The sequence below is a fragment of the Micromonospora sp. PRAS1 genome, from assembly GCF_059553435.1.
In genome coordinates this window covers 12,268-30,051 of the sequence record NZ_JCANNB010000016.1, presented here as the reverse complement: position 1 = coordinate 30,051, position 17,784 = coordinate 12,268, and the positions used below count along the sequence as shown (strand labels likewise).

General features: G+C 71.9%; 14 protein-coding genes. 3 read left to right on the top strand and 11 right to left on the bottom strand.

All coding sequences use genetic code 11. The features are described 5' to 3' along the window. Window positions 1-6: 6 nt before the first annotated feature. The 5 genes from AC507J_RS17080 to AC507J_RS17060 all read right to left on the bottom strand — a co-directional run bounded on the left by AC507J_RS17080 (window position 7) and on the right by AC507J_RS17060 (window position 7,852). On the bottom strand, window positions 7-1,644 hold the full coding sequence (locus AC507J_RS17080; RefSeq protein WP_496290138.1) for a lipopolysaccharide biosynthesis protein: 1,638 nt from the start codon (window positions 1,642-1,644) through the stop codon (window positions 7-9). Beyond that, the gene (locus tag AC507J_RS17075) at window positions 1,641-2,876 is read right to left on the bottom strand and encodes an O-antigen ligase family protein (RefSeq protein ID WP_496290257.1); all 1,236 of its coding nucleotides are present in this window, start codon (window positions 2,874-2,876) and stop codon (window positions 1,641-1,643) included. Before AC507J_RS17075 ends, AC507J_RS17080 begins: the two co-directional genes overlap by 4 nt. Window positions 2,877-2,990: 114 nt before the next feature. Next, window positions 2,991-4,604, bottom strand: a complete 1,614-nt coding sequence (locus tag AC507J_RS17070; RefSeq protein WP_496290137.1) for a lipopolysaccharide biosynthesis protein — start codon at window positions 4,602-4,604, stop codon at window positions 2,991-2,993. Between the two features lie 50 nt (window positions 4,605-4,654). Then, window positions 4,655-6,595: a hypothetical protein gene (locus AC507J_RS17065; RefSeq protein ID WP_496290256.1), complete on the bottom strand. Its 1,941-nt coding sequence runs from the start codon at window positions 6,593-6,595 to the stop codon at window positions 4,655-4,657. A gap of 201 nt (window positions 6,596-6,796) precedes the next feature. Continuing rightward, on the bottom strand, window positions 6,797-7,852 hold the full coding sequence (locus AC507J_RS17060; protein WP_496290136.1) for a glycoside hydrolase family 26 protein: 1,056 nt from the start codon (window positions 7,850-7,852) through the stop codon (window positions 6,797-6,799). Window positions 7,853-7,977: 125 nt separating this feature from the next. Here AC507J_RS17060 and AC507J_RS17055 point away from each other — a divergent pair, with 125 nt between their 5' ends. From AC507J_RS17055 to AC507J_RS17045, 3 genes are read left to right on the top strand one after another with little or no spacing between them, the layout of a single operon-like run. Beyond that, complete coding sequence (locus AC507J_RS17055; RefSeq protein WP_496290135.1) at window positions 7,978-8,286, top strand: CU044_2847 family protein; 309 nt, start codon at window positions 7,978-7,980, stop codon at window positions 8,284-8,286. Beyond that, window positions 8,283-9,287, top strand: coding sequence for a hypothetical protein (locus tag AC507J_RS17050; RefSeq protein ID WP_496290134.1), 1,005 nt, complete (start codon window positions 8,283-8,285; stop codon window positions 9,285-9,287). The genes AC507J_RS17055 and AC507J_RS17050 overlap by 4 nt, the downstream gene beginning before the upstream one ends. 10 nt (window positions 9,288-9,297) lie before the next feature. Then, window positions 9,298-11,583 (top strand): VWA domain-containing protein, encoded by a 2,286-nt coding sequence (locus AC507J_RS17045; protein ID WP_496290133.1) that lies wholly within the window; start codon window positions 9,298-9,300, stop codon window positions 11,581-11,583. A gap of 26 nt (window positions 11,584-11,609) precedes the next feature. On the opposite strand, the gene AC507J_RS17040 is transcribed toward AC507J_RS17045, so the two are convergent. The 6 genes from AC507J_RS17040 to AC507J_RS17015 form a co-directional block, all read right to left on the bottom strand. Beyond that, window positions 11,610-12,428, bottom strand: coding sequence for a shikimate dehydrogenase (locus AC507J_RS17040; RefSeq protein ID WP_496290132.1), 819 nt, complete (start codon window positions 12,426-12,428; stop codon window positions 11,610-11,612). Beyond that, window positions 12,425-13,612, bottom strand: a complete 1,188-nt coding sequence (gene mltG / locus AC507J_RS17035; RefSeq protein ID WP_496290131.1) for an endolytic transglycosylase MltG — start codon at window positions 13,610-13,612, stop codon at window positions 12,425-12,427. The genes AC507J_RS17040 and mltG overlap by 4 nt, the downstream gene beginning before the upstream one ends. Continuing rightward, window positions 13,609-14,070, bottom strand: a complete 462-nt coding sequence (gene ruvX / locus AC507J_RS17030; RefSeq protein ID WP_496290130.1) for a Holliday junction resolvase RuvX — start codon at window positions 14,068-14,070, stop codon at window positions 13,609-13,611. The genes mltG and ruvX overlap by 4 nt, the downstream gene beginning before the upstream one ends. A gap of 171 nt (window positions 14,071-14,241) precedes the next feature. Further along, window positions 14,242-16,920 carry an alanine--tRNA ligase gene (alaS, locus tag AC507J_RS17025; protein WP_496290129.1) on the bottom strand — a complete coding sequence of 893 codons (2,679 nt, stop codon included), beginning with the start codon at window positions 16,918-16,920 and terminating at the stop codon, window positions 14,242-14,244. Beyond that, window positions 16,917-17,222: a hypothetical protein gene (locus AC507J_RS17020; RefSeq protein WP_496290128.1), complete on the bottom strand. Its 306-nt coding sequence runs from the start codon at window positions 17,220-17,222 to the stop codon at window positions 16,917-16,919. The genes alaS and AC507J_RS17020 overlap by 4 nt, the downstream gene beginning before the upstream one ends. 24 nt (window positions 17,223-17,246) lie before the next feature. After that, window positions 17,247-17,708, bottom strand: coding sequence for a DUF948 domain-containing protein (locus AC507J_RS17015; protein ID WP_496290127.1), 462 nt, complete (start codon window positions 17,706-17,708; stop codon window positions 17,247-17,249). Window positions 17,709-17,784: the final 76 nt, after the last annotated feature.

Sequence of the window (17,784 nt, the reverse complement as noted above, 5' to 3'; positions counted from 1 at the left end):
GACCGTTCACCTTCCTCTCGTCGACGGCGCTGGCGTGACGGCGGGCCCGCGCCCGCGAAGTTGTCTCAGGGCCGCACCGATGCCGGCGCGTACCCGGGGCAGGGTCAGCAGGCCGAGGCAACCGGCGGCCGGCAGCCCCACCGCCACCGCCAGGCCGAGCGGACCGCGTCCCGGCACCAGCAGGCCAAGCAGTGCCGGCCCGCCCACCCCGAGCACGACCAGCCCGGCGGCGCGGACCACCGGCGCGTCGACGAGTGGCTGGCCGACCACCGCCCGGGCGGTGCGGTACGCGATCAGGTTCTCCACGACGATCCCCGCCGCCCAGGCAAGCGCCGCTCCGGTCGCACCGTGACCGGGGATCGTCAGCAGGCCGAGCGAGACGGTGGCCAGCAGGCCGGCGGAGGTCGCGGCGAGGTGCAGCCCGCTGTGCCCGCTCATCAGCAGCAGGCTCTGCACGTTGCCGACCCCGGTGTTCACAAGCATCGCCACCGCGAGCACGGCCATCGCGACGGTGCCGTCGGCGGCGAAATCCGCCCCGAAGACCGCCAGGAACGCCGCGCCGTGCAGCGCCAGCAGCAGGTAGACCGGCCAGCAGAGCAGCACCGCCCAGGCGGTCATCTGCCGGTGCACGGTTGCCGCCGTCGCCCTCCGGTCCTGACCGAGCAGCCGGGACAGCTGGGGCGACACCGCCACCCGAAGCCCCTGCATGGCCAGTTGTCCGGCGAGGATGTAGCGCCCGACCGCGCCGAAGACACCGGCCTCGGCCGGCCCGGCGAGCATCGAGGTGAGCAGCACACCCACCCAGACCGCGCCGGCGTCCATCGCCGCCGAGGCGGACCGGGGCAGGGCGAAGCGCCAGAAGGTGCGCCAGTCGGCCGGTGCCGGTCGGAGCGGGGCTCCCCGGCCGACGCCGAGCGGACCGGCGACCAGGCCCAGGCAGAGCAGCAGGGTGAGCGCCGCCGGCACCAGCCAGCCGGCCAGCCCGGCCACCAGGCCCCAGCCGGCCAGCACCACCAGGCCGACCAGCGCGGGCCGGGCCAGCGGGAGCAGCACCGACTGCACGGCCAGGTAGGCGCGCAGCGGTCGGACGCAGCGCAGCGCCGCCAGCAGCAGCGTCATCGCCACCACCACGGGAACCGCGGCACCGCTCAGCGCGACGAGCAGGCCACCGTCGACGGTGGCGGTGCCGAGCAGCCGGTCGGCGACCGGCTCGGCCGCCAGCAGCCCGATGACGCCGACCAGGGCGGCCACCACCAGGGGCGGGAGCAGCGCCACCGGCAGCAGCCGGGCCGCGTCACCCGAGACGCCGATGCGTCGGCGCGGCAGCAGCCAGATCAGCCCGGTCTCCGCGCCCAGGGTGCAGAACGCGGCGGCCACCGTCACCATCCCGATCGCCGCGAAGAACGCGCCGGACCCGCTGGCGCCGTAGCCCCGGGTGATGACCACCACCAGCAGGAAGCCGAGCAGCCCGTTGACCGCCGCGCCGAGCAGGCTGGCCGAGGCGGTACGGGCACTGCGGCGGGTCTCCCCCGCAGCCCCGCCGTCGGAACGGTCGGCTGCCGACCCAGGGCCGTCGGGTGCCGGCGCGGCGTCGTCGGAACGGTGCGGCGGGACGCCGACGGCTGCCCACGACGGGGTGTTCATCCGGGCACCGCCGCCGGTGCGGGCGGGCCGGGGCGCGCCGTCGCCTCCCGCGCGACGAGCGCCATCGCCAGGGCGATGGCGAACCAGGCGACGGAGAGGGTCGGGCTGGCCATGCCGTAGAAGGGGATCTGCGCCAGGCAGATCACCGGCACCACGGCGAGCCACTGCCCGGCGGCGCCGGTGGCCCGGGCGCAGATCACGGTGGCCGCCACGAACCAGGCGAGGAAGCAGACCAACGCCGGTACGCCGTGGCTGAACAGCACCATCCAGAGCTGGCCCTGGGTACCGATCGGCACCTGCGCGGAGATGGTGTCCGAGCTGGCCGGCGCGCCGTAGCCGAGCCACGGCGAGGCGCCGATCCGGCGTACCACCTCGGCGTAGAGCGCGAACCGGTCGGCGTTGGTGTCGCTGGCCGCGACGCGCTCACCGATCAACCTGGCGACCGGGATGAAGAAGGTGGTGAGCAGGGCGGCGGCGAGCACACCGAGCACGGAGAGCCCCACCCGGACGTTGCCGCGCAGCGCGGCCCGCGCACCGAGCACCGCCAGTCCCACCCCGAGGCTGGCGAACATCACCCGGTTCAGGGTGAGGAAGGCGGGCACCAGCGACAGGGGCAGCGACGCCAGCACCACCCAGCGCAGGACGCCCCGCCGGCGCAGCATGGTGAACGCCACCGCGCAGGGCAGCGTCATCGCGTACGCACTGCCGTAGTTGTTTGTGTACGGGAAGGGCGCCGCCGGCCGGTAGACCGGATCCGCCGACCGCAGGCTGTACTCGGTGGCGGTGACGTGCACCAGGTCCCGCAGGTACCCGTGCCCGGCCAACCCGTCGGGCAGCAGCAGTTCGACCGGGGTGGTGAGGGCCAACCGCGGCATCAGCACGCCCAGCCAGCCCAGCCCGACCAGACCGAGCCAGAACGCGCAGAGCGGCAGCAGAACCCGGGCGGAATCGGCGCTCTCCCGCGCCCACGTGTACACGTAGACGCCGACCACCAGGGCGGTGACGTAGAAGCCCAGCCGCAACCCGAACGGGGCAAGCGCGACCGCGGCCGGCAGCCGGGTGGCGCTGAGCCCGACGAGCGCCAGGAAGAGCAGCCACACGCCGGTGGCCGGCGGCAGCGGTACCCGTCCCCGCAGCACCAGCATCGCGAACAGCACCAGGCCGAGCAGCGACCAGGCGAGATAGAAGGCGCCGAGCGACCACCAGAGCGGCACCAGGCCGAACATCAGCATCAGCGGCCAGCCGGGCAGCCGGGGCGCGGGCCGGGGCGGCTCCGGCCACCCGGGCGCCGGCTGCCCGTCGCCGGGCGGTGCGGTCGCCGCCGGCGCGCGGGTGCCGGGCACCGATCAGCCCCGCCCGTCGCGGGTCAGCACGAAGCCAAGCGTGTTCACCCCGGCGGCCCGCAGACGCTCCACCAGCCGGCGCAGCTCGCTCTGTCGGGTCCGGTCCCGCTCGACCACCACCACCGCGCTGCCCTGGCGGGCCACCGCGACCCCCCGCTCGTCGGACTCGGCCGGCGGCGCGTTGAACAGCAGCAGGGGTTGGTGGGCACCCTGCCGGAACGTGCCGAGCAGGATCTGGCCGGCGCCCACCCGAAGCGCACCGTCGGCCGTGTCCCGGCCGTTCGGCCCGTCCACGGCGGTCACCGGCCGGGGCAGGGTGAGGGTGGCGTCCGGGTCGACCGGGGTGCGCGTACCGGCCGGGTAGGGCGAGGGGCGGCGACGGACCGGCCCGATCCGTTCGGTGACCCCGTCGATCTCGGTCGGTGGGCGCGGTTTCGGCAGCGGCTGCCGCGTCGGGTCGACGTACGCCGGCAGCCGCTCCCGGTCGGCGAGCACCGCGTCGCGGAGGCGGTCCAGCCGCCCGCTGTCGTCGGCGACGAAGACCTCCCGCCCGGCGACCGCGAGCGCGACTGCCAGCCGGGCGGTGATCGGGGTGGGGTCCTCCCGGGCGCTCAGCAGGGTGACCCGGGCCGGTTGGTGGATCCGCTCGGCGATCGCCATGGCGACGTATCTGATGTCGGCGTCGACGGGGCTTCGGCGGCCGGCGATGCCGCCCCGACCCCGGACCGTGCCGAGCAGGGTCAGCCCGCTGACGCGTCGCGCGTCGTCGGCCGAGCGGACCCGCCGGTCCGCCGCTTCCCAGGCGTACGCGAGCACCACGCCGACGAGCGCGCCGCCGAGCAGACCCGCCAGCAGGAGCAGCGCCTGCCGGCCGCCACCGGGCGAGACCATCGCCGGCTCGGCGGCCCGGGTGACCCAGCCGGGGTTGACGTCCACCGCCGCGATCTCGCTGCGCGCCGAGTTCAGCTGGGTCAGCTGGCTGTTGAGGCCGGTGAGTTCGGCCGCGGCCGCGTCGCCGCTGTCCGGACCGGTTCTCGCCATCCGCTTGCGCACCGCCGCCTGCTGGGCGGTCACCTTGGCGATGCTCTCGTCGTAGGAGCGGAGCATCTCGTTGCGCTGCCGCTCGTACATCGAGCGCCGGACGTCCAGGTAGGACTCCGCGGCAAGGTTCACGTTGCGTACCGCCTCGTCGATCGAGCGCGCTCCGTAGGAGAAGCGCAGGATCTGTCCGCCGGTCGGCACCTCGACCACCAGGGCGTCCCGTACGTCGCCCTGCTCCTGTCCGTTGCGTTCGGCCAGCCGCCGCACCACCTCCGTCCCGGTGGCGATGCCGCTCTCCACGTTCATGTTCACCGCGCGGTCGGCGGCGGCCCCGCTGGGGCTGAAGGCATCGGTGACGACCGGGCGGACCGCCACCACCGCGCTCGCGGTGTACCGGCCGGGCACCAGGACGAGGTATCCGAGCGTGACGACGAGGCCCACCGCCGCAGTCGCCGCCACCAGCCCGATCCGGTGCAGCGGTACGCGGATCAGGTCGCTCAGGGTAAGCGTCCGCTCGGACGTGCCCTCGCCCGCGGGTGGCGGCGCGCGCCACGGGCCGTGCGCTGCGTCAGTCATGCTGCTTCACCGTCGGTCAGGTCTTCCGGTGCGGCGGTCTCCGTCGCTTCTCACTGCACGGAGAAGAACATCGATGGCGTGGCCCAGCTTAACCCCGCACTCGCGGGACTGAGCAACGTGCTCTGGGTGCCGTCGACGACCGACGCGGGTGCCAGGGTCGGGTCGAAGGGCAGGCTGCGCAGGTTGCCGTCGGTCGCGCCGTGGACGATCCGCCCGCCTACCCAGGCCAGGCCCCGCACCGACGACCAGGTGACCCCGGTGGTGGGCAGGCTGAACTCGGTGGCACCGAGGTAGTTCCCGTCCGGCTCGAAGTAGCGGTAGTACAACCCGTTCGCGCCGCTGCGCGTGTAGTAGAGACGCCCGTCGAGGTAGAAGGCGCCGGTCAGCTGCGCCGGATTGAACCAGTCGTTGTAGCCGGAGGACTCCCAGGGCACCCCGATGGCACCACCGTTGAACATCGAGATGTCGATCCGGCTACCGGTCGGCGTACCCGCCACCCGGTGCGACCAGTAGATCCGGTCGTCCACCCGCCAGGTCGCCCCCGCCTGCGTGTAGTTCGGCTGGCTGACCGTGGTGGCGGTGCCGAGGGTCGTGCCGTTGAACGGGACCTTGGCGAGTTGCCCCTCACCGACGCTCAGATAAAGGTGACCGGTGGTCGCGGTGGGCGGGTTGCGCAGGACGACGCTGCGCCCGCCGGCCAGCGGGAAGACCCCGAGCCGACCGTGGTACTCGTTGCCCATCCCGTCGGAGTTGTGCCCGAAGTACAGTCCGTCGCTGCCCCGCCAGAGCACCGGGACCTGCGAGCCCCAGTTGCTGGCGCCCGCCGGCAGCGAGCTGCCGCCCCGGCGGCCGGGGTTCCAGTTCACCGGCATGCCGGTGGCCGGGCTGACCGCGGCGATGCCGAGCCGGTCGACGGCACCGGGCCCGGCCGCGTCGCTGGCATTCGGGTTGTTCAGCCAGCGGAAGTGCCCGCCGAGGTAGATCATGTTGTCGGCCACCTCGATCGAGGTGATCGTGTCGTTGCCTGTGTAGTTGACCCAGGTGCCCAGTTGGTTGGTGCCCCGGGCGGCGGTCTCGAAGCGGACCAGCGCGTCGCAGTAGGCGGCCGGCCAACCCGCGCCGCCGTTGGTGCCGACCACGAACCAGCTTCCGTTGCCGCCGAAGCGGACGTCCTGCACGTAATGCGTGAACGTCTCCGGTGCCGCGCACGGCGGCACGAACTTCTCGGAACTCCAGTCGAGCACGCTCGGCGTACCGGTGAGGGAGATCAGCGCCAGCTGGTTGCGGGGCTGGCCGCCGACGTACTGGAAGTTCCCCCCGGCGACAAGGGTGCGGCCGTCCGGGGTGATGTCGATGGTCCAGGCGTACGACCCGGTGCCGTGCCGGCCGACTGTCGCGTCGACGGCGAAGGCCGGGTCGACGGCGCCGGTCGTGGCGTTCAGCCGGGCCAGGCCGGAGTGCGCCACACCGTTGATCCAGTTGAAGGCGCCGGCCAGGTAGAGGTGGTTCTGGTACAGCACCATGTCGCGGATCATCCCGCCGTCGGAACGGCCGACCCAGCTGGCGAGGGTCGCGCCGGTGGTGGGGTTGAGGGCCACCAGGTTGCGCCGGGCGACGCCGTTGACGTTCTTGAAGGCCCCGCCGACGATCAACGTGCCACCCGGACCGGCGACGAGTGAGTTGACCGCGCCGTCGAGCGCCGGCAGGAAGGTGGTGGAGATCGTCCCGGTGGTGCGGTGGTACCCGAACAGGTAGGGCCGGGCGATCCACGGCGAGCTGGCCGTCTGCCGGATCTGGGTGAAGCTGCCACCGACGAAGACCGTCTCGCCCACCTGGGCGAAGGCACGGGCCTCTCCGTCGCGAGCGTGCGGGGTGTGGTCGGCGGGGTCCACCGAGACCAGGGTGCCGGGGGCGGGCACCGGCACCACCGCCGCCGTGGCTGTCGCGGTGGGTACGACCAGCGCGACCGCGACGGTCACCGACGCGACCACGGCGGCCCGGACCCGGGCTCGGCGGGCCGAGGGCCACGGCAGGGAAATTCTGGGCACGCTACGCCTCCAGAGTGGACGACTATTCACGTAGCGTCCCCCGTCGACCACGGAGGGCGATATCAGCCGATTGGTCGTTTAGCGAATCCGGAACCGGACACCGACGCCGCCGCGATCTCGGCCCGAACCATGCTCCGCACCAGCTCAGCGCCCGCTCGTGGGCTGCCGCAGGTAGCCGTCGCGCCCGGCGGCGGCGAACCCGGCAAGTGCCGCCGGGTCGTGGTTCATGGTCATGTCGCAGGTGCTCGTCGTCCGGGTCACGCCCGGCGAGTTGAAGTAGATCGCCGCCTTGATCCTGGGATGGGCGCGCAGCGCCGCCGGGAACTGCTCGAACCAGCGCCGCTTGGCGGTCGGGTCGCCGACGTCGAAGTTCGTGCCGAACTCGGCGAGCATTCTCGGCTTGCCCGCACCGATGCCCTGCTCGTCCAGCCAGCGATAGAAGGGGCCGATGGTCTCGCTCGGGCTCTTCCAGTCCGGGTTGCCGGTGCAGGCGTGGAAGTTGTAGGGATCCCAGGCCACCCAGTCGACGTAGCGGTCACCGGGGTAGAGGTCGGCGTACCTGTCGTAGTGGCCGGACCAGCCCATCACCGTCCAGACCCAGACCGCGTTGCCGACCCCCGCCGCCGCGAACCGGTCGTGCACGTGGCGCCAGGCCCGGACGAAGTCCGCGTCGCTGCCCTTTGCCGGTTCGTCCTCCGGCTCGTGGTCGAAGCCGAGGAAGACCGGCACACCTGCGGCCCGGATCCGCCCGGCCACCGCGTCGATCGTCGCGTCGTACCGTCCGCTGTAGACATCACGCCAGGTCAACACGGCACCGGAGGAGAAGATCCGGGTCTCCCAGGCGAAGAACATGATCCGTCCCTCGCGCATCTGCCGCTGCTGATAGGCGTCCGGGAAGGCGCCGTTGCTGCCGGCGTTGGAGAAGTCGTGGTACCGGTGCACGATGTCGAACCTCCGCCCGACCTGCGCCTCCACGTCGGTGATGGCCCGGCCGTGGTCCCAGGTCGCCGGGTCGGTCCGCGAGTACATCCCCCACCAGGCACCGCACGAGGGCACCAGCTTCGCCGAAACCGCTCCGCACCGTTGCGCCCCCACCGGGGTGGGCACGCTCCGGCTCGACGGTGCGTCCGCCCCGAGCAGCACCGCCGATCCCAGCACCACCCCCACCACGCCCGGCACCCAGGCTCTTCTTTCCCGCACCCCCACCTCCTGCGCCGAGACAGCCAGATGTCCGGGTTCTGACCGAGAACCGGTATCGAACAACTCCATCGTCGGATGAACAATGGTGGCACCGTGGCGAGATCAGCCGAAGTGGGTGCAACCTGATGGGTGATGTGGATCCGGACACCCGCGTGCGGGTCGTCGAACTGCGCAGTGGGCGCGAGATCAGCTGGGGCGAGGGGCTGACGGAACGGTTGGGCCAGCGCGTGGACGACGTCCGCGCCGCGGTCGTCGACGGGGCCCGGGCCGTTGCCGCGAGCCTGCCCGAACTGGAGGCGGTCGACGACTGGCGGCTGGCCGAGGTCTCCGCCACCTTCGGTGTCGCGCTCGTCGCGGAGGCCGGCGTCGTGCTGAGCAGGGCCTCGGCCGAGGCGACGTTCGAGGTGACGGTCACCTTCCAGCGCACCCCATGACGGACGCGACCATCCTGTTGCAGCCGGACGGGCGGGCGTCCGGCAGCGCCTTCCTCTGTCTGCCGGCGGTCGCCGTCACCGCAGCCCACGTGCTGGGCGGCAGGCCGGCCACCCAGATCCAGGTCCGGACCGGTGGCCAGCCGGCGGCAGTGCCGGTCGAGCGCGTCGAGTACGCGGCGGACCTGGACGTCGCCGTCCTGTGGCTGGCCACCGCGACCGCCCGCGCCGTCCGCACCGGCACCGCCGGCGTGGACACCAGGTGGATCGTGACCAGCCGGCCGGCCACCAACGATCCGCAGTTAAGCGGCCGGGTCGCCGCCACCCGCCGGGACATCGTAAACGCCGGCGGCGCGCCGGTCGCCATGCTCCAGCTCGACGTGGACCAGGCGCTCGGCGACTTCGGTGGCTACTCCGGCAGCGCGGTACGGCTACGGGAGCGCCCCGGCACCGTGCTCGGCGTCCTCTGCGAGCAGGTCCACAGTCGACAGCGGAACACGCCGGGACGGACGGCGACCACCGTGCTCTACGCGGTGCCGATCGACACCGTCGTCAAGCGCTTCGGGCTGCCGCTGGCGCAGGAGACGGCCCCGCGGTTCGCCGAGGTCCGGCAGCGGCTCGGCGTACGCGATCCGGACGGCGCCGACCGGGCGCTGGCCCGGGTACCGGCGGAGGCCCGCGACGCCGAATTCTGGTTCTGGCGTGCCCAGGCGGCGCGGGTCCGGGGCAACTGGCACGTCGCGGCGGCGTACCTGGACGAGGCGCTGGCGCGGGACGGGCAGCACGCGCCGAGCATCTGCGCCAAAATCAGTCAGCTCCTGCTGACCAACGACCCGGCCGACCGGGCCGCCGCGACGAAGCTGGTCGCGGCGGCCCGGGGGCTGGATTCCGAGCTGGACGCCTGGACCCGCTGCCTCGATCGGCGCGGGCTGCTCGCGCCAGGAATCCGCTCGGAGACCGAACTGACCCGACTCTGTCCCCTACCTGAGTTCGACTCGCGCTGAGGAGGCTCCGATGTCCAGCACCGGCGAGCAAGACCGGTCCGCCGTCCTCGTCGTCCTGCTGCCGTGTCACGAGTTCGCTGACGACGCCCGGCGCGAGCGCGCGACCTGGAGGTACCGGGCGCTGGCCGACGCGCAGGGCTGGCAGCTCGTCGGCGAGGCGATCGTGCCGGTGTGCCCGGACTCGGCCCGCCACGACGAGCATCGGGGCGTGGCCATGACGTCGGCGCACCGGATGCGTGAACTCATCTGGAACAGCGACCGGACGTTGCTGTTCGGCCCACCCGGCCGGTTGCCGGAGCGCGAGTGGCTCGCCGCCCTGCGGGAATTCCTCACCGACCCAGGAGAGCGGCCGGCCGACCTGTGGCACGCATTCCTGCAGAGCCTCCTGTACGCGTCACAGATCGTATTTCTCGGTGCCGACGGCGACTGGCTGCTTCTCCTGCTCGAACGCATGATCTGGGAGGACGAGACCGCAGGCGGGGCCATGACATCCATGCCCCCGGATGAGTCGACGTCGCTGACAAACGCGTCCGTCGCCCGCATTCGCGACGATGAGGTGCGGGCACCGCTCGCGGCAGAGGAAGTCGTCCACCATTGGCAGCAGAGCGCGCCCCGGTCGGCGTCAGACCACCGGCGCCCTGTTGATCGGGCCCGCTCAGCGGGAATCCGGGCGAGTTCGTCGACACCGCGCGACACCCCGACCGCGCGCCGGACCGGGCCCTTGCCCCACGACGGTCTGTTCATCCGGCGGAACAACGCCTACGGCACCCGGCCGGCGCTCGGCATCGCGGACCTGATCGAGCAGGGTGTACTCATCGACCAGACCCGCATCCGCTTCGACGACTTCATCGCCGCCGACACCGACCGCATCCCGGTACCGGCACCGGGCAGCGCGGTCGCCGTGAGCCACGGCTCGACCGCCGTGCCCGGCTCGTTCACGGCGTACGAGCGGACCACCCACCTGGTCGAGATCGCGTTGCGCGCCGGGCCCGCGGCACCGTCGGATCAACCGACCGGTACGCCGCTCTCGGTGAACTTCGTCTTCGCCGTCGATGTCAGTTACTCCATGACGGGCGAGAAGCTGGACGACGCCATCGTCGCCATCCGTGAGCTGTACGCCCAACTGCGGGAGAGCGACGTCCTCGGCATCATCGTCTTCAACGAGCAGGTACGCACCCTGCTCCAGGCGACCCGCAAGGCCGACCTCTCCGACGACCGGCTGGGGCAACTCCTCGCCGGCCTGCGGGCCGCCGGTGGCACCGATCTCAACCTCGGGCTGTCGTTCGCGTTCGACGAGATCGAGCGGCACTCCGCACCCGGCACGGTGAACCGCGTCTACCTCTTCTCCGACGGGGACCCGACCTCCGGCGAAACCAACTGGATCACCATTCGGGCCAACGTCGCCGCCCGGATGCGGGGCGACGTCACGCTCTCCTGCTTCGGGTTCGGCTCCGACGCCCGGGTGCCCGAGCTGCGCGCCCTGGCCGGGGTCAGCGGCGGGCACTGGAGCTTCGTCACGAAGGCGACCGACGTCACCGCCACGCTCTCCGAGGAGCTGGCCCGGCGGGACAATCTGGCCGCGATCAACATCCAGCTGCGGATCGATCTCCCGCCGGAGACCACGCTCTGGCACATCTACGGCCACGATCTGGTCACCGACCCGGCGGGCCGGGCGGCGGTGCACGCCGAGGCGGCCGCCGCGCGGCAGCGCTCCCGCGACGAATACCGGGTCGAGAACCTGCCCGACCTGATCCGCGACGAGCACGGCATCCGCATCTTCGCCCCGGACCTCGCGTACGGCGAGACGTACTGGGTCGTCGTGGAACTCCAACTCCCCGACCCCACGCCGGACGGCCCGTTCGGCAGGGCGACCGTCCAGTACCTCGACACGCTCGCCCGCGACAACCGCCGCGTCGAGATGGAGCTCGCCACGGCCGGCGAGATCCCGGCGGAGACCGTGCTCACCCACGGCATCGGGCTGCGGACCAGCGAGGTCACCTTCTACGCCCTCGACGACCTCTACGAGGACGACAAGGAGAGCGCGACGCGGCGCCTGAAGCAGCACGTGCAGACGTTGCAGGCAGCGCAGAGCGCGCTTCCCTCGGCCCAGTTCCGCGCCGACAGCATCACCCTCGGCAAACTGGTGTCGCTCGCCAGCAATCTGGGCACCCGGCAGGCGTCGATCGAGGGTCCGGACGCACCGGGCACCGTCTTCGCCTACACCGTGCACACCTTGAACCGGTTCGGCCGGGCCCGAGGCGGCCACCTCACCCCACGCGGGTTCGCCACCCGCTGAACCGCCGCCGGCACCGAGCCGACCGGTCAGGGCCGGGGCAGGGCGGCGGACATCGCGGCACGCGGGGCGGGGACGCCGGTGAACTGCTCGAACTGGCCGATCGCCTGGGCCAGCAGCAGGTCCAGGCCGGAGACGATCCGGCAGCTGGCCGCCCCGGCCGAGGCGGCCAGCGGGGTCGGCCACGGATCGTAGATCGCGTCGAAGAGCACCGTCTCCGGCCGCCAACGCACCGTGCCGGCGAGGTCGTCGGCGGCGCCCTTCGGCACCGTGGAGATCACCACGTCGGCGCCGGCCAGTGCCGCTGCCTCGGACCAGGGCGCGGCGGCCAGCCGCAGCTCCAGGGCCTCGGCCACCACGGTCAGCTCGGCGACCGCCTCGGGACGGCGGGCCACCACTGTCACGCCCGCCGCGCGCAGCTGGGCCGCCGCCGCGAGAGCCGCCCGCGCGGTGCCGCCCGCGCCCAGCACGGTCACCGTGGCGCCGGGGCGTACGCCCGCCTCGGTCAGCACCTCGACCATGCCGGTCACGTCGGTGTTGTCCGCGTACCAGGAGCCGTCCGGGCGGCGTACCAGCGTGTTGGCCGCACCCACCGCGGCGGCGACCGGCGAGACCTCGGCGGCCACCCCGAGCGCGGCCTCCTTGCCCGGCATGGTCACCGACAGCCCGGCCCACTCCGGCCCCAGGCCGGCGACCACGGCCGACAGCTCCGCCGCCGCGCACTCGATCCGGGTGTACGACCACCCGGTGAGGCCGGCGGCGACGTAGCCGGCGTTGTGGATCGCCGGGGAGAGCGAGTGTGCGATCGGCTTGCCCACCACCGCCGCCCGCCGCGCGGCCCCGCTCACAGGACGCCGGCCTCCTTGGCCTTCTCGATGTTCTTCAGGTGCTGGTTGAAGTCCTTGGTGAAGGCGGAGTTGCCGGCCTTGTCGATGGCCACGAAGAAGAGCCAGTCCCCGTTCGGCGGGTTCATCGCGCCCTCCAGGGCGTCCTTGCCCGGATTGTTGATCGGGGTCGGGACCATGCCCGGCAGCTTGCGGTTGTACGGGTTCTTCGGGTTGTCGAGATCGGCCGCGGTCATCTGGCCGGAGGTCTTGCCCTCCTGCCCGATCGATTCGAAGTAGTAGTTGACCGTGACGTCCATTTCCAGGCAACTACAGTCGAACGTGCCCGAGTAGACCCGGTTGTAGGCGACCCGGGCCACCTTGCCGAGATCCTTCTTGGTGCCGGCCTCGGCCTGGGCCAGCGACGCGACGATCAGCGCCTCGTACGGGCTGATCCCGCCGCGGTCCTTCTGCACCCGGTCGGCGAACTCCAGCTGCCCGGTGACGGTGAGGAAGTGGTCGACCATCTGCTTGAGGATGGTCTCGGCGGTGGCGTCCGGCGGGATCTCGTAGGTGTCCGGGAAGAGGAAACCCTCGATCGACTTCTTGACCTTCTTGCCGTCGGTGCGCTTGAACCACCAGTCCGGTACGCCGAGCTTCTCCGGGTCCTTCGCGGCGGCCTCGAACTCCTTGACCGGGATCTCGGTGTGGTCGCTTAGCAGCTTGTAGATGCTCTTGGCGGTGCGCCCCTCGGGAATGGTGATCCCGTTTACGATCCGGTTGGCCGGATCGAGCATCGCGGCCAGCGCGCTCTCCCCGCTCATCTGCTTGCGCAGCTTGTAGGTGCCGGGCTGGATGTTGCGGCTGCGGGAGTTGTCGTTGGCGGCGTTGACGAACGCCTTGGTGCTCTTGACCACGTCGGCCTCGTAGAGCACGAGGGCCATGTCCGCCAGGAACGCGCCCTGCGGGATCTGGACCGTCACCTCCTCGGTGCCGGCACCGTCGTAGTCCGGCGTGGTGAGGGCGTTCTGGATCCGGTCGAAGCCGTAGTAGGCGCCGCCGCCGATGCCGCCGAGCAGCACCAACGCCAGCATCAGGGCCAGCACTGTCTTGCCCCGGCCACCGCCGCCACGCTTGCGGTTCCGCCGGTGCTTGCCCTTCTCCCCCCTCTCCCGCTCGTCGAACCCGAGATCCAGATCGTCCATCATCGCGTCCGCCTCCGCTGTGCATCCAGCCAGCTCTGCAGAATCTCCACCGCGGCGGCCTGGTCGACCACCGCGCGTTGTCGCTTCCCCCGGACACCCCGCTCGGCAAGCCTGCGACTCGCCACGACCGTAGACATCCTCTCGTCGGTCAGCGTCACCGGTACCGGCGATATCACATCAGCCAAGAGTCGAGCGTACGCCTTCACATGCTCCGCTGCGGGTCCATGTTTACCCGCGAGGTTGACCGGTAGGCCCACCACCACCTCGACCGCCTCGTGCTCGGCGACCAGCGCGGCAAGTTCGGCGACATCCGACGGCACCGCGTCCGACCTGGGGTTTTGCTCCCGCGCGAGGGTGACCAGCGGGGTGGCGAGCACCCCGTGCGGATCGGACCGGGACACCCCCACCCGGACCTGACCCACGTCAACGCCAAGACGTACGCCCCGGGACAACTCGGTCACGCCACGTCACCTCCCCCCACAGACGGGTCAGGGCGGACCGGATCGGTCCGCCCTGACCCGCCTCGCGGGTGACTCACGCCGCCGCCTCGCTCCGCGCCACGGCAGCGCCACCGGGACGAGCGCCTCGCACACCTGGTCCACGCATCGGGTCGCTGGATCGAATCCGCTCGCTCACGCCTCGGCGATCGCCTTCTCGACCGTGAGCAGCAGGTTCGGCACCTCCGACTCGGGCAGCCCGCCGCCCTGGGCAAGATCCGGGCTGCCCCCGCCGCGACCCGAGAAGGCCGCCTTTACCAGGTCGTTCGCGGCCAGTCCGCGACCACGGGCCGCCGGGTTGACCGCCACCACCAGGGACGCCTTGCCGTTCGAGCGGGCCGCCACCGCGACCACGCCGGGGCGGGCCGGATCGATCCGACCCCGGATCTCCTGGGCGAGGGTCCGCACGTCGTTGCCGGCCGCCCCCTCGGGCGCCTCGGTGCCGACGTACGCCACCCCACGGACGTCCTTGGCCTGGGCCGCCAACGCCGCCGCGCCGCCGAGCACCAGTTGGGCCCGCAGCTTCTCCAACTCCTTCTCGGCGTCGCGCAGCTGGGTGACCGTCTGCTCGACCCGGTCGGCGACCTGCTCGGACGGGACCCGGTACAACTCGGCGAGCCGAGCCACCAGCAGGTGCTCACGGGCCAGGAAGTTGAACGCGTCCATGCCGACCAGCGCCTCGACCCGGCGTACGCCGGAACCGATGGAGGACTCGGAGAGGATCTTCACCAGGCCGAGCTGGCCGGAGCGGGACACGTGGGTGCCGCCGCACAGCTCGCGGGCGTAGTCGCCGACCTCGACCACCCGGACCTGCTCGCCGTACTTCTCGCCGAACAGCGCCATGGCGCCGATGCGGCGCGCCTCGTCCAGCGAGGTGATGAAGGCGTGCACCTCCAGGTCGGCCAGCAGCACCTCGTTGACCTGCTGTTCCACGTCGCGCAGCACGCTCGGCGCCACCCCGGTCGCGGTGTTGAAGTCGAACCGCAGCCGGCCCGGCGCGTTGAGCGACCCGGCCTGGGTGGCCGACTCGCCGAGGAAGTTACGCATCGTCTGGTGCACCAGGTGGGTCGCGGTGTGCGACCGGGAGATGGCGCGTCGGCGGCTGGTGTCGATCTCGGCGTAGCCGGTCTCCCCCGCCCGCACCTCGCCCCGGATCACCCGGGCCCGGTGCACGATCAGCCCCGGCACCGGCTGCTGCACGTCGAGCACCTCGACCTGACCGCCGCCGACGGTGATCATGCCGTGGTCAGGCTGCTGCCCGCCGCCCTCGGCGTAGAACGGGGTGGTGTCGAGCACCAGCTCCACCAGGTCGCCCTCGACCGCCGCCGCGCGCGGGCCGTCGGCGCCGAGCACCGCGCGTACCGTCGACTCGCGGGTGACCTCGGTGTAGCCGGTGAAGGTCACCGGCCCGCCGCTGTCCAGCACCGAGCGGTACGCCGACAGGTCGGTGTGCCCGGTCTTGCGCGCCTGCGCGTCGGCCTTGGCCCGGGCCCGCTGATCGGCCATCAGCCGGCGGAAGCCCTCCTGGTCGACGTTGAGCCCCTGCTCGGCGGCGATCTCCAGGGTCAGGTCGATCGGGAAGCCGTACGTGTCGTGCAGCTGGAACGCCTTCTCGCCGGAGAGCGCCCGCCCGCCCGCGGTGCGGGTCTCGGCGATCGCGGTGTCCAGGATCGTGGTGCCGGCCCGCAGCGTCGCGAGAAAGGCGTCCTCCTCCGCGTAGGCGTAAGCGGAGATCCGGTCGAAGTCGGCGGCCAGCTCCGGGTAGGAGGGGGCCATGCAGTCCCGGGCCACCGGCAGCAGCTCCGGCAGCGCCCGCTCCTGCCAGCCGAGGAGCCGCACCGCGCGGATCGCCCGACGCATGATCCGCCGCAGCACGTACCCCCGGCCCTCATTGCTCGGGGTCACCCCGTCACCGATCAGCATCAGCGCGGTACGCACGTGGTCGGCGACCACCCGCAGCCGGACGTCGTCGGGGTGCGACTGGTTGGCCGCGTGGCCGGAGTGCGCCCCGTACCGCTTGCCGGTCAGCTCGGCCGCCCGGTCCAGGATCGGCCGCACCTCGTCGATCTCGTAGAGGTTGTCGACGCCCTGGAGGATGGAGGCCATCCGCTCCAGGCCCATGCCGGTGTCGATGTTCTTCTTCGGCAGCTCACCGACGATCCGGAATTCCTCCTTGCTCCGGACGTCGGCGATCTCGTACTGCATGAAGACGAGGTTCCAGAACTCCAGGTAACGGTCCTCGTCGACCTCCGGACCGCCCTCGGCGCCGTACTCCGGGCCCCGGTCGTAGTACAGCTCGGAGCAGGGGCCCGCCGGACCGGGGATCCCCATCGACCAGAAGTTGTCCTTCTTGCCCCGGCGCACGATCCGCTCGGCCGGCACCCCGGTACGCAGCCAGATGTCGTACGCCTCGTCGTCGTCCAGGTAGACCGTGGCCCAGATCCGCTCCGGGTCCAGCCCGAAGCCGCCGGCCTCGATCGGCTTGGTCACCAGGTCCCAGGCGAACGGGATCGCCCCGGCCTTGAAGTAGTCACCGAAGGAGAAGTTGCCGTTCATCTGGAAGAACGTGCCGTGCCGGCTGGTCTTGCCGACCTCGTCGATGTCCGGCGTGCGGATGCACTTCTGCACACTTACCGCGCGCGGGTACGGCGGCGTCTGCTGGCCCAGGAAGTAGGGGACGAACTGCACCATACCGGCGTTGACGAACAGCAGGTTCGGATCGCTGATGGCGGGCAGCGGAGCGGACGGCACCACGGCATGGCCGTTCGCCTCGAAGTGGGCGAGATACCGCCGCTTGATCTCCGCCGTCTTCATCGCTGGTGTTCCTCCGGAAAGATCTCTCGGTCACCGATCCGCGGGTCCTCCCGCAGCTCGGCGAACTGGTCGTCGAACGCCTCACCCTGGGCGAACGCCTCGTGGATCTGCTGCTCACGCTCGGCCATCCCGACGCGTACGTCCGCCACGAAGCTACGCAACTCCTCGACCAGGCTGCCAGCGGATTGCGACAGGTTGTCGGCGATGCCGGCCGGGGTGTAAGCGTGCGCTGCCCGGGTCGCCTTGCGGACCACCACCACGCCGACGGCCAGTCCGATGCCCAGCCAGAACAGGCGCCTCATGCTCGTACCTCCGCCTTCGTCGCCTCAGCGGTTCCCGCGCCGGGCGGCGCGCCGCTGAGCCTTGATGGTGTCGCGGACCTCGCGCTCGGTCTCCGCGTGCCGGCGGGTGGCCGCGGCCTTACGCACCCCGTAGCCGAACGCGGCCACCTTGACCAGCGGATTGGCCGCCGCGGCCGAAACGACGGTGACCAGGTTGGCGACGTTGGCGCTGATGTTCTGCGCGTGGCTGGTCATCGTGTCGACCTTGGCCAGTTGCAGGTTCACGCCGTCCAGCGACGTCTGCACCTGCTCCAGCGTGACGTTGACGTTGCGCACGGTGGCGTTGACGTCGCCGAGCAGCGGGCCGGTCCGGTCGTTCAGGTCGTTGATCATCCGGGTGGTGGCGTCCACCGTGTGCCGCAGCCGCAGGATGGGCAGCGTCAGGATCAACACCAGCATCGCGAACGCGATCGCCGCGACCAACGCCGCGACCTCCAGAATGCCCACGCCTGTCCTCCTCAACCAGATGACTCGGGACCGGGGCGGCCCCGAGACGCACGACCGTCTCGCCCACGACAACCCC

Bases quoted from the DNA above. Each gene is read 5' to 3' on its own strand.
- AC507J_RS17045 (WP_496290133.1), top strand. From the start codon at position 9,298: ATGTCCAGCACCGGCGAGCAAGACCGGTCCGCCGTCCTCGTCGTCCTG.
- AC507J_RS17050 (WP_496290134.1), top strand. From the start codon at position 8,283: ATGACGGACGCGACCATCCTGTTGCAGCCGGACGGGCGGGCGTCCGGC.
- mltG (WP_496290131.1), bottom strand. From the start codon at position 13,612: ATGATGGACGATCTGGATCTCGGGTTCGACGAGCGGGAGAGGGGGGAG.
- AC507J_RS17080 (WP_496290138.1), bottom strand. From the start codon at position 1,644: ATGAACACCCCGTCGTGGGCAGCCGTCGGCGTCCCGCCGCACCGTTCC.
- AC507J_RS17020 (WP_496290128.1), bottom strand. From the start codon at position 17,222: ATGAGGCGCCTGTTCTGGCTGGGCATCGGACTGGCCGTCGGCGTGGTG.
- AC507J_RS17070 (WP_496290137.1), bottom strand. From the start codon at position 4,604: ATGACTGACGCAGCGCACGGCCCGTGGCGCGCGCCGCCACCCGCGGGC.
- AC507J_RS17055 (WP_496290135.1), top strand. From the start codon at position 7,978: ATGGGTGATGTGGATCCGGACACCCGCGTGCGGGTCGTCGAACTGCGC.
- AC507J_RS17075 (WP_496290257.1), bottom strand. From the start codon at position 2,876: ATGCTGATGTTCGGCCTGGTGCCGCTCTGGTGGTCGCTCGGCGCCTTC.
- alaS (WP_496290129.1), bottom strand. From the start codon at position 16,920: ATGAAGACGGCGGAGATCAAGCGGCGGTATCTCGCCCACTTCGAGGCG.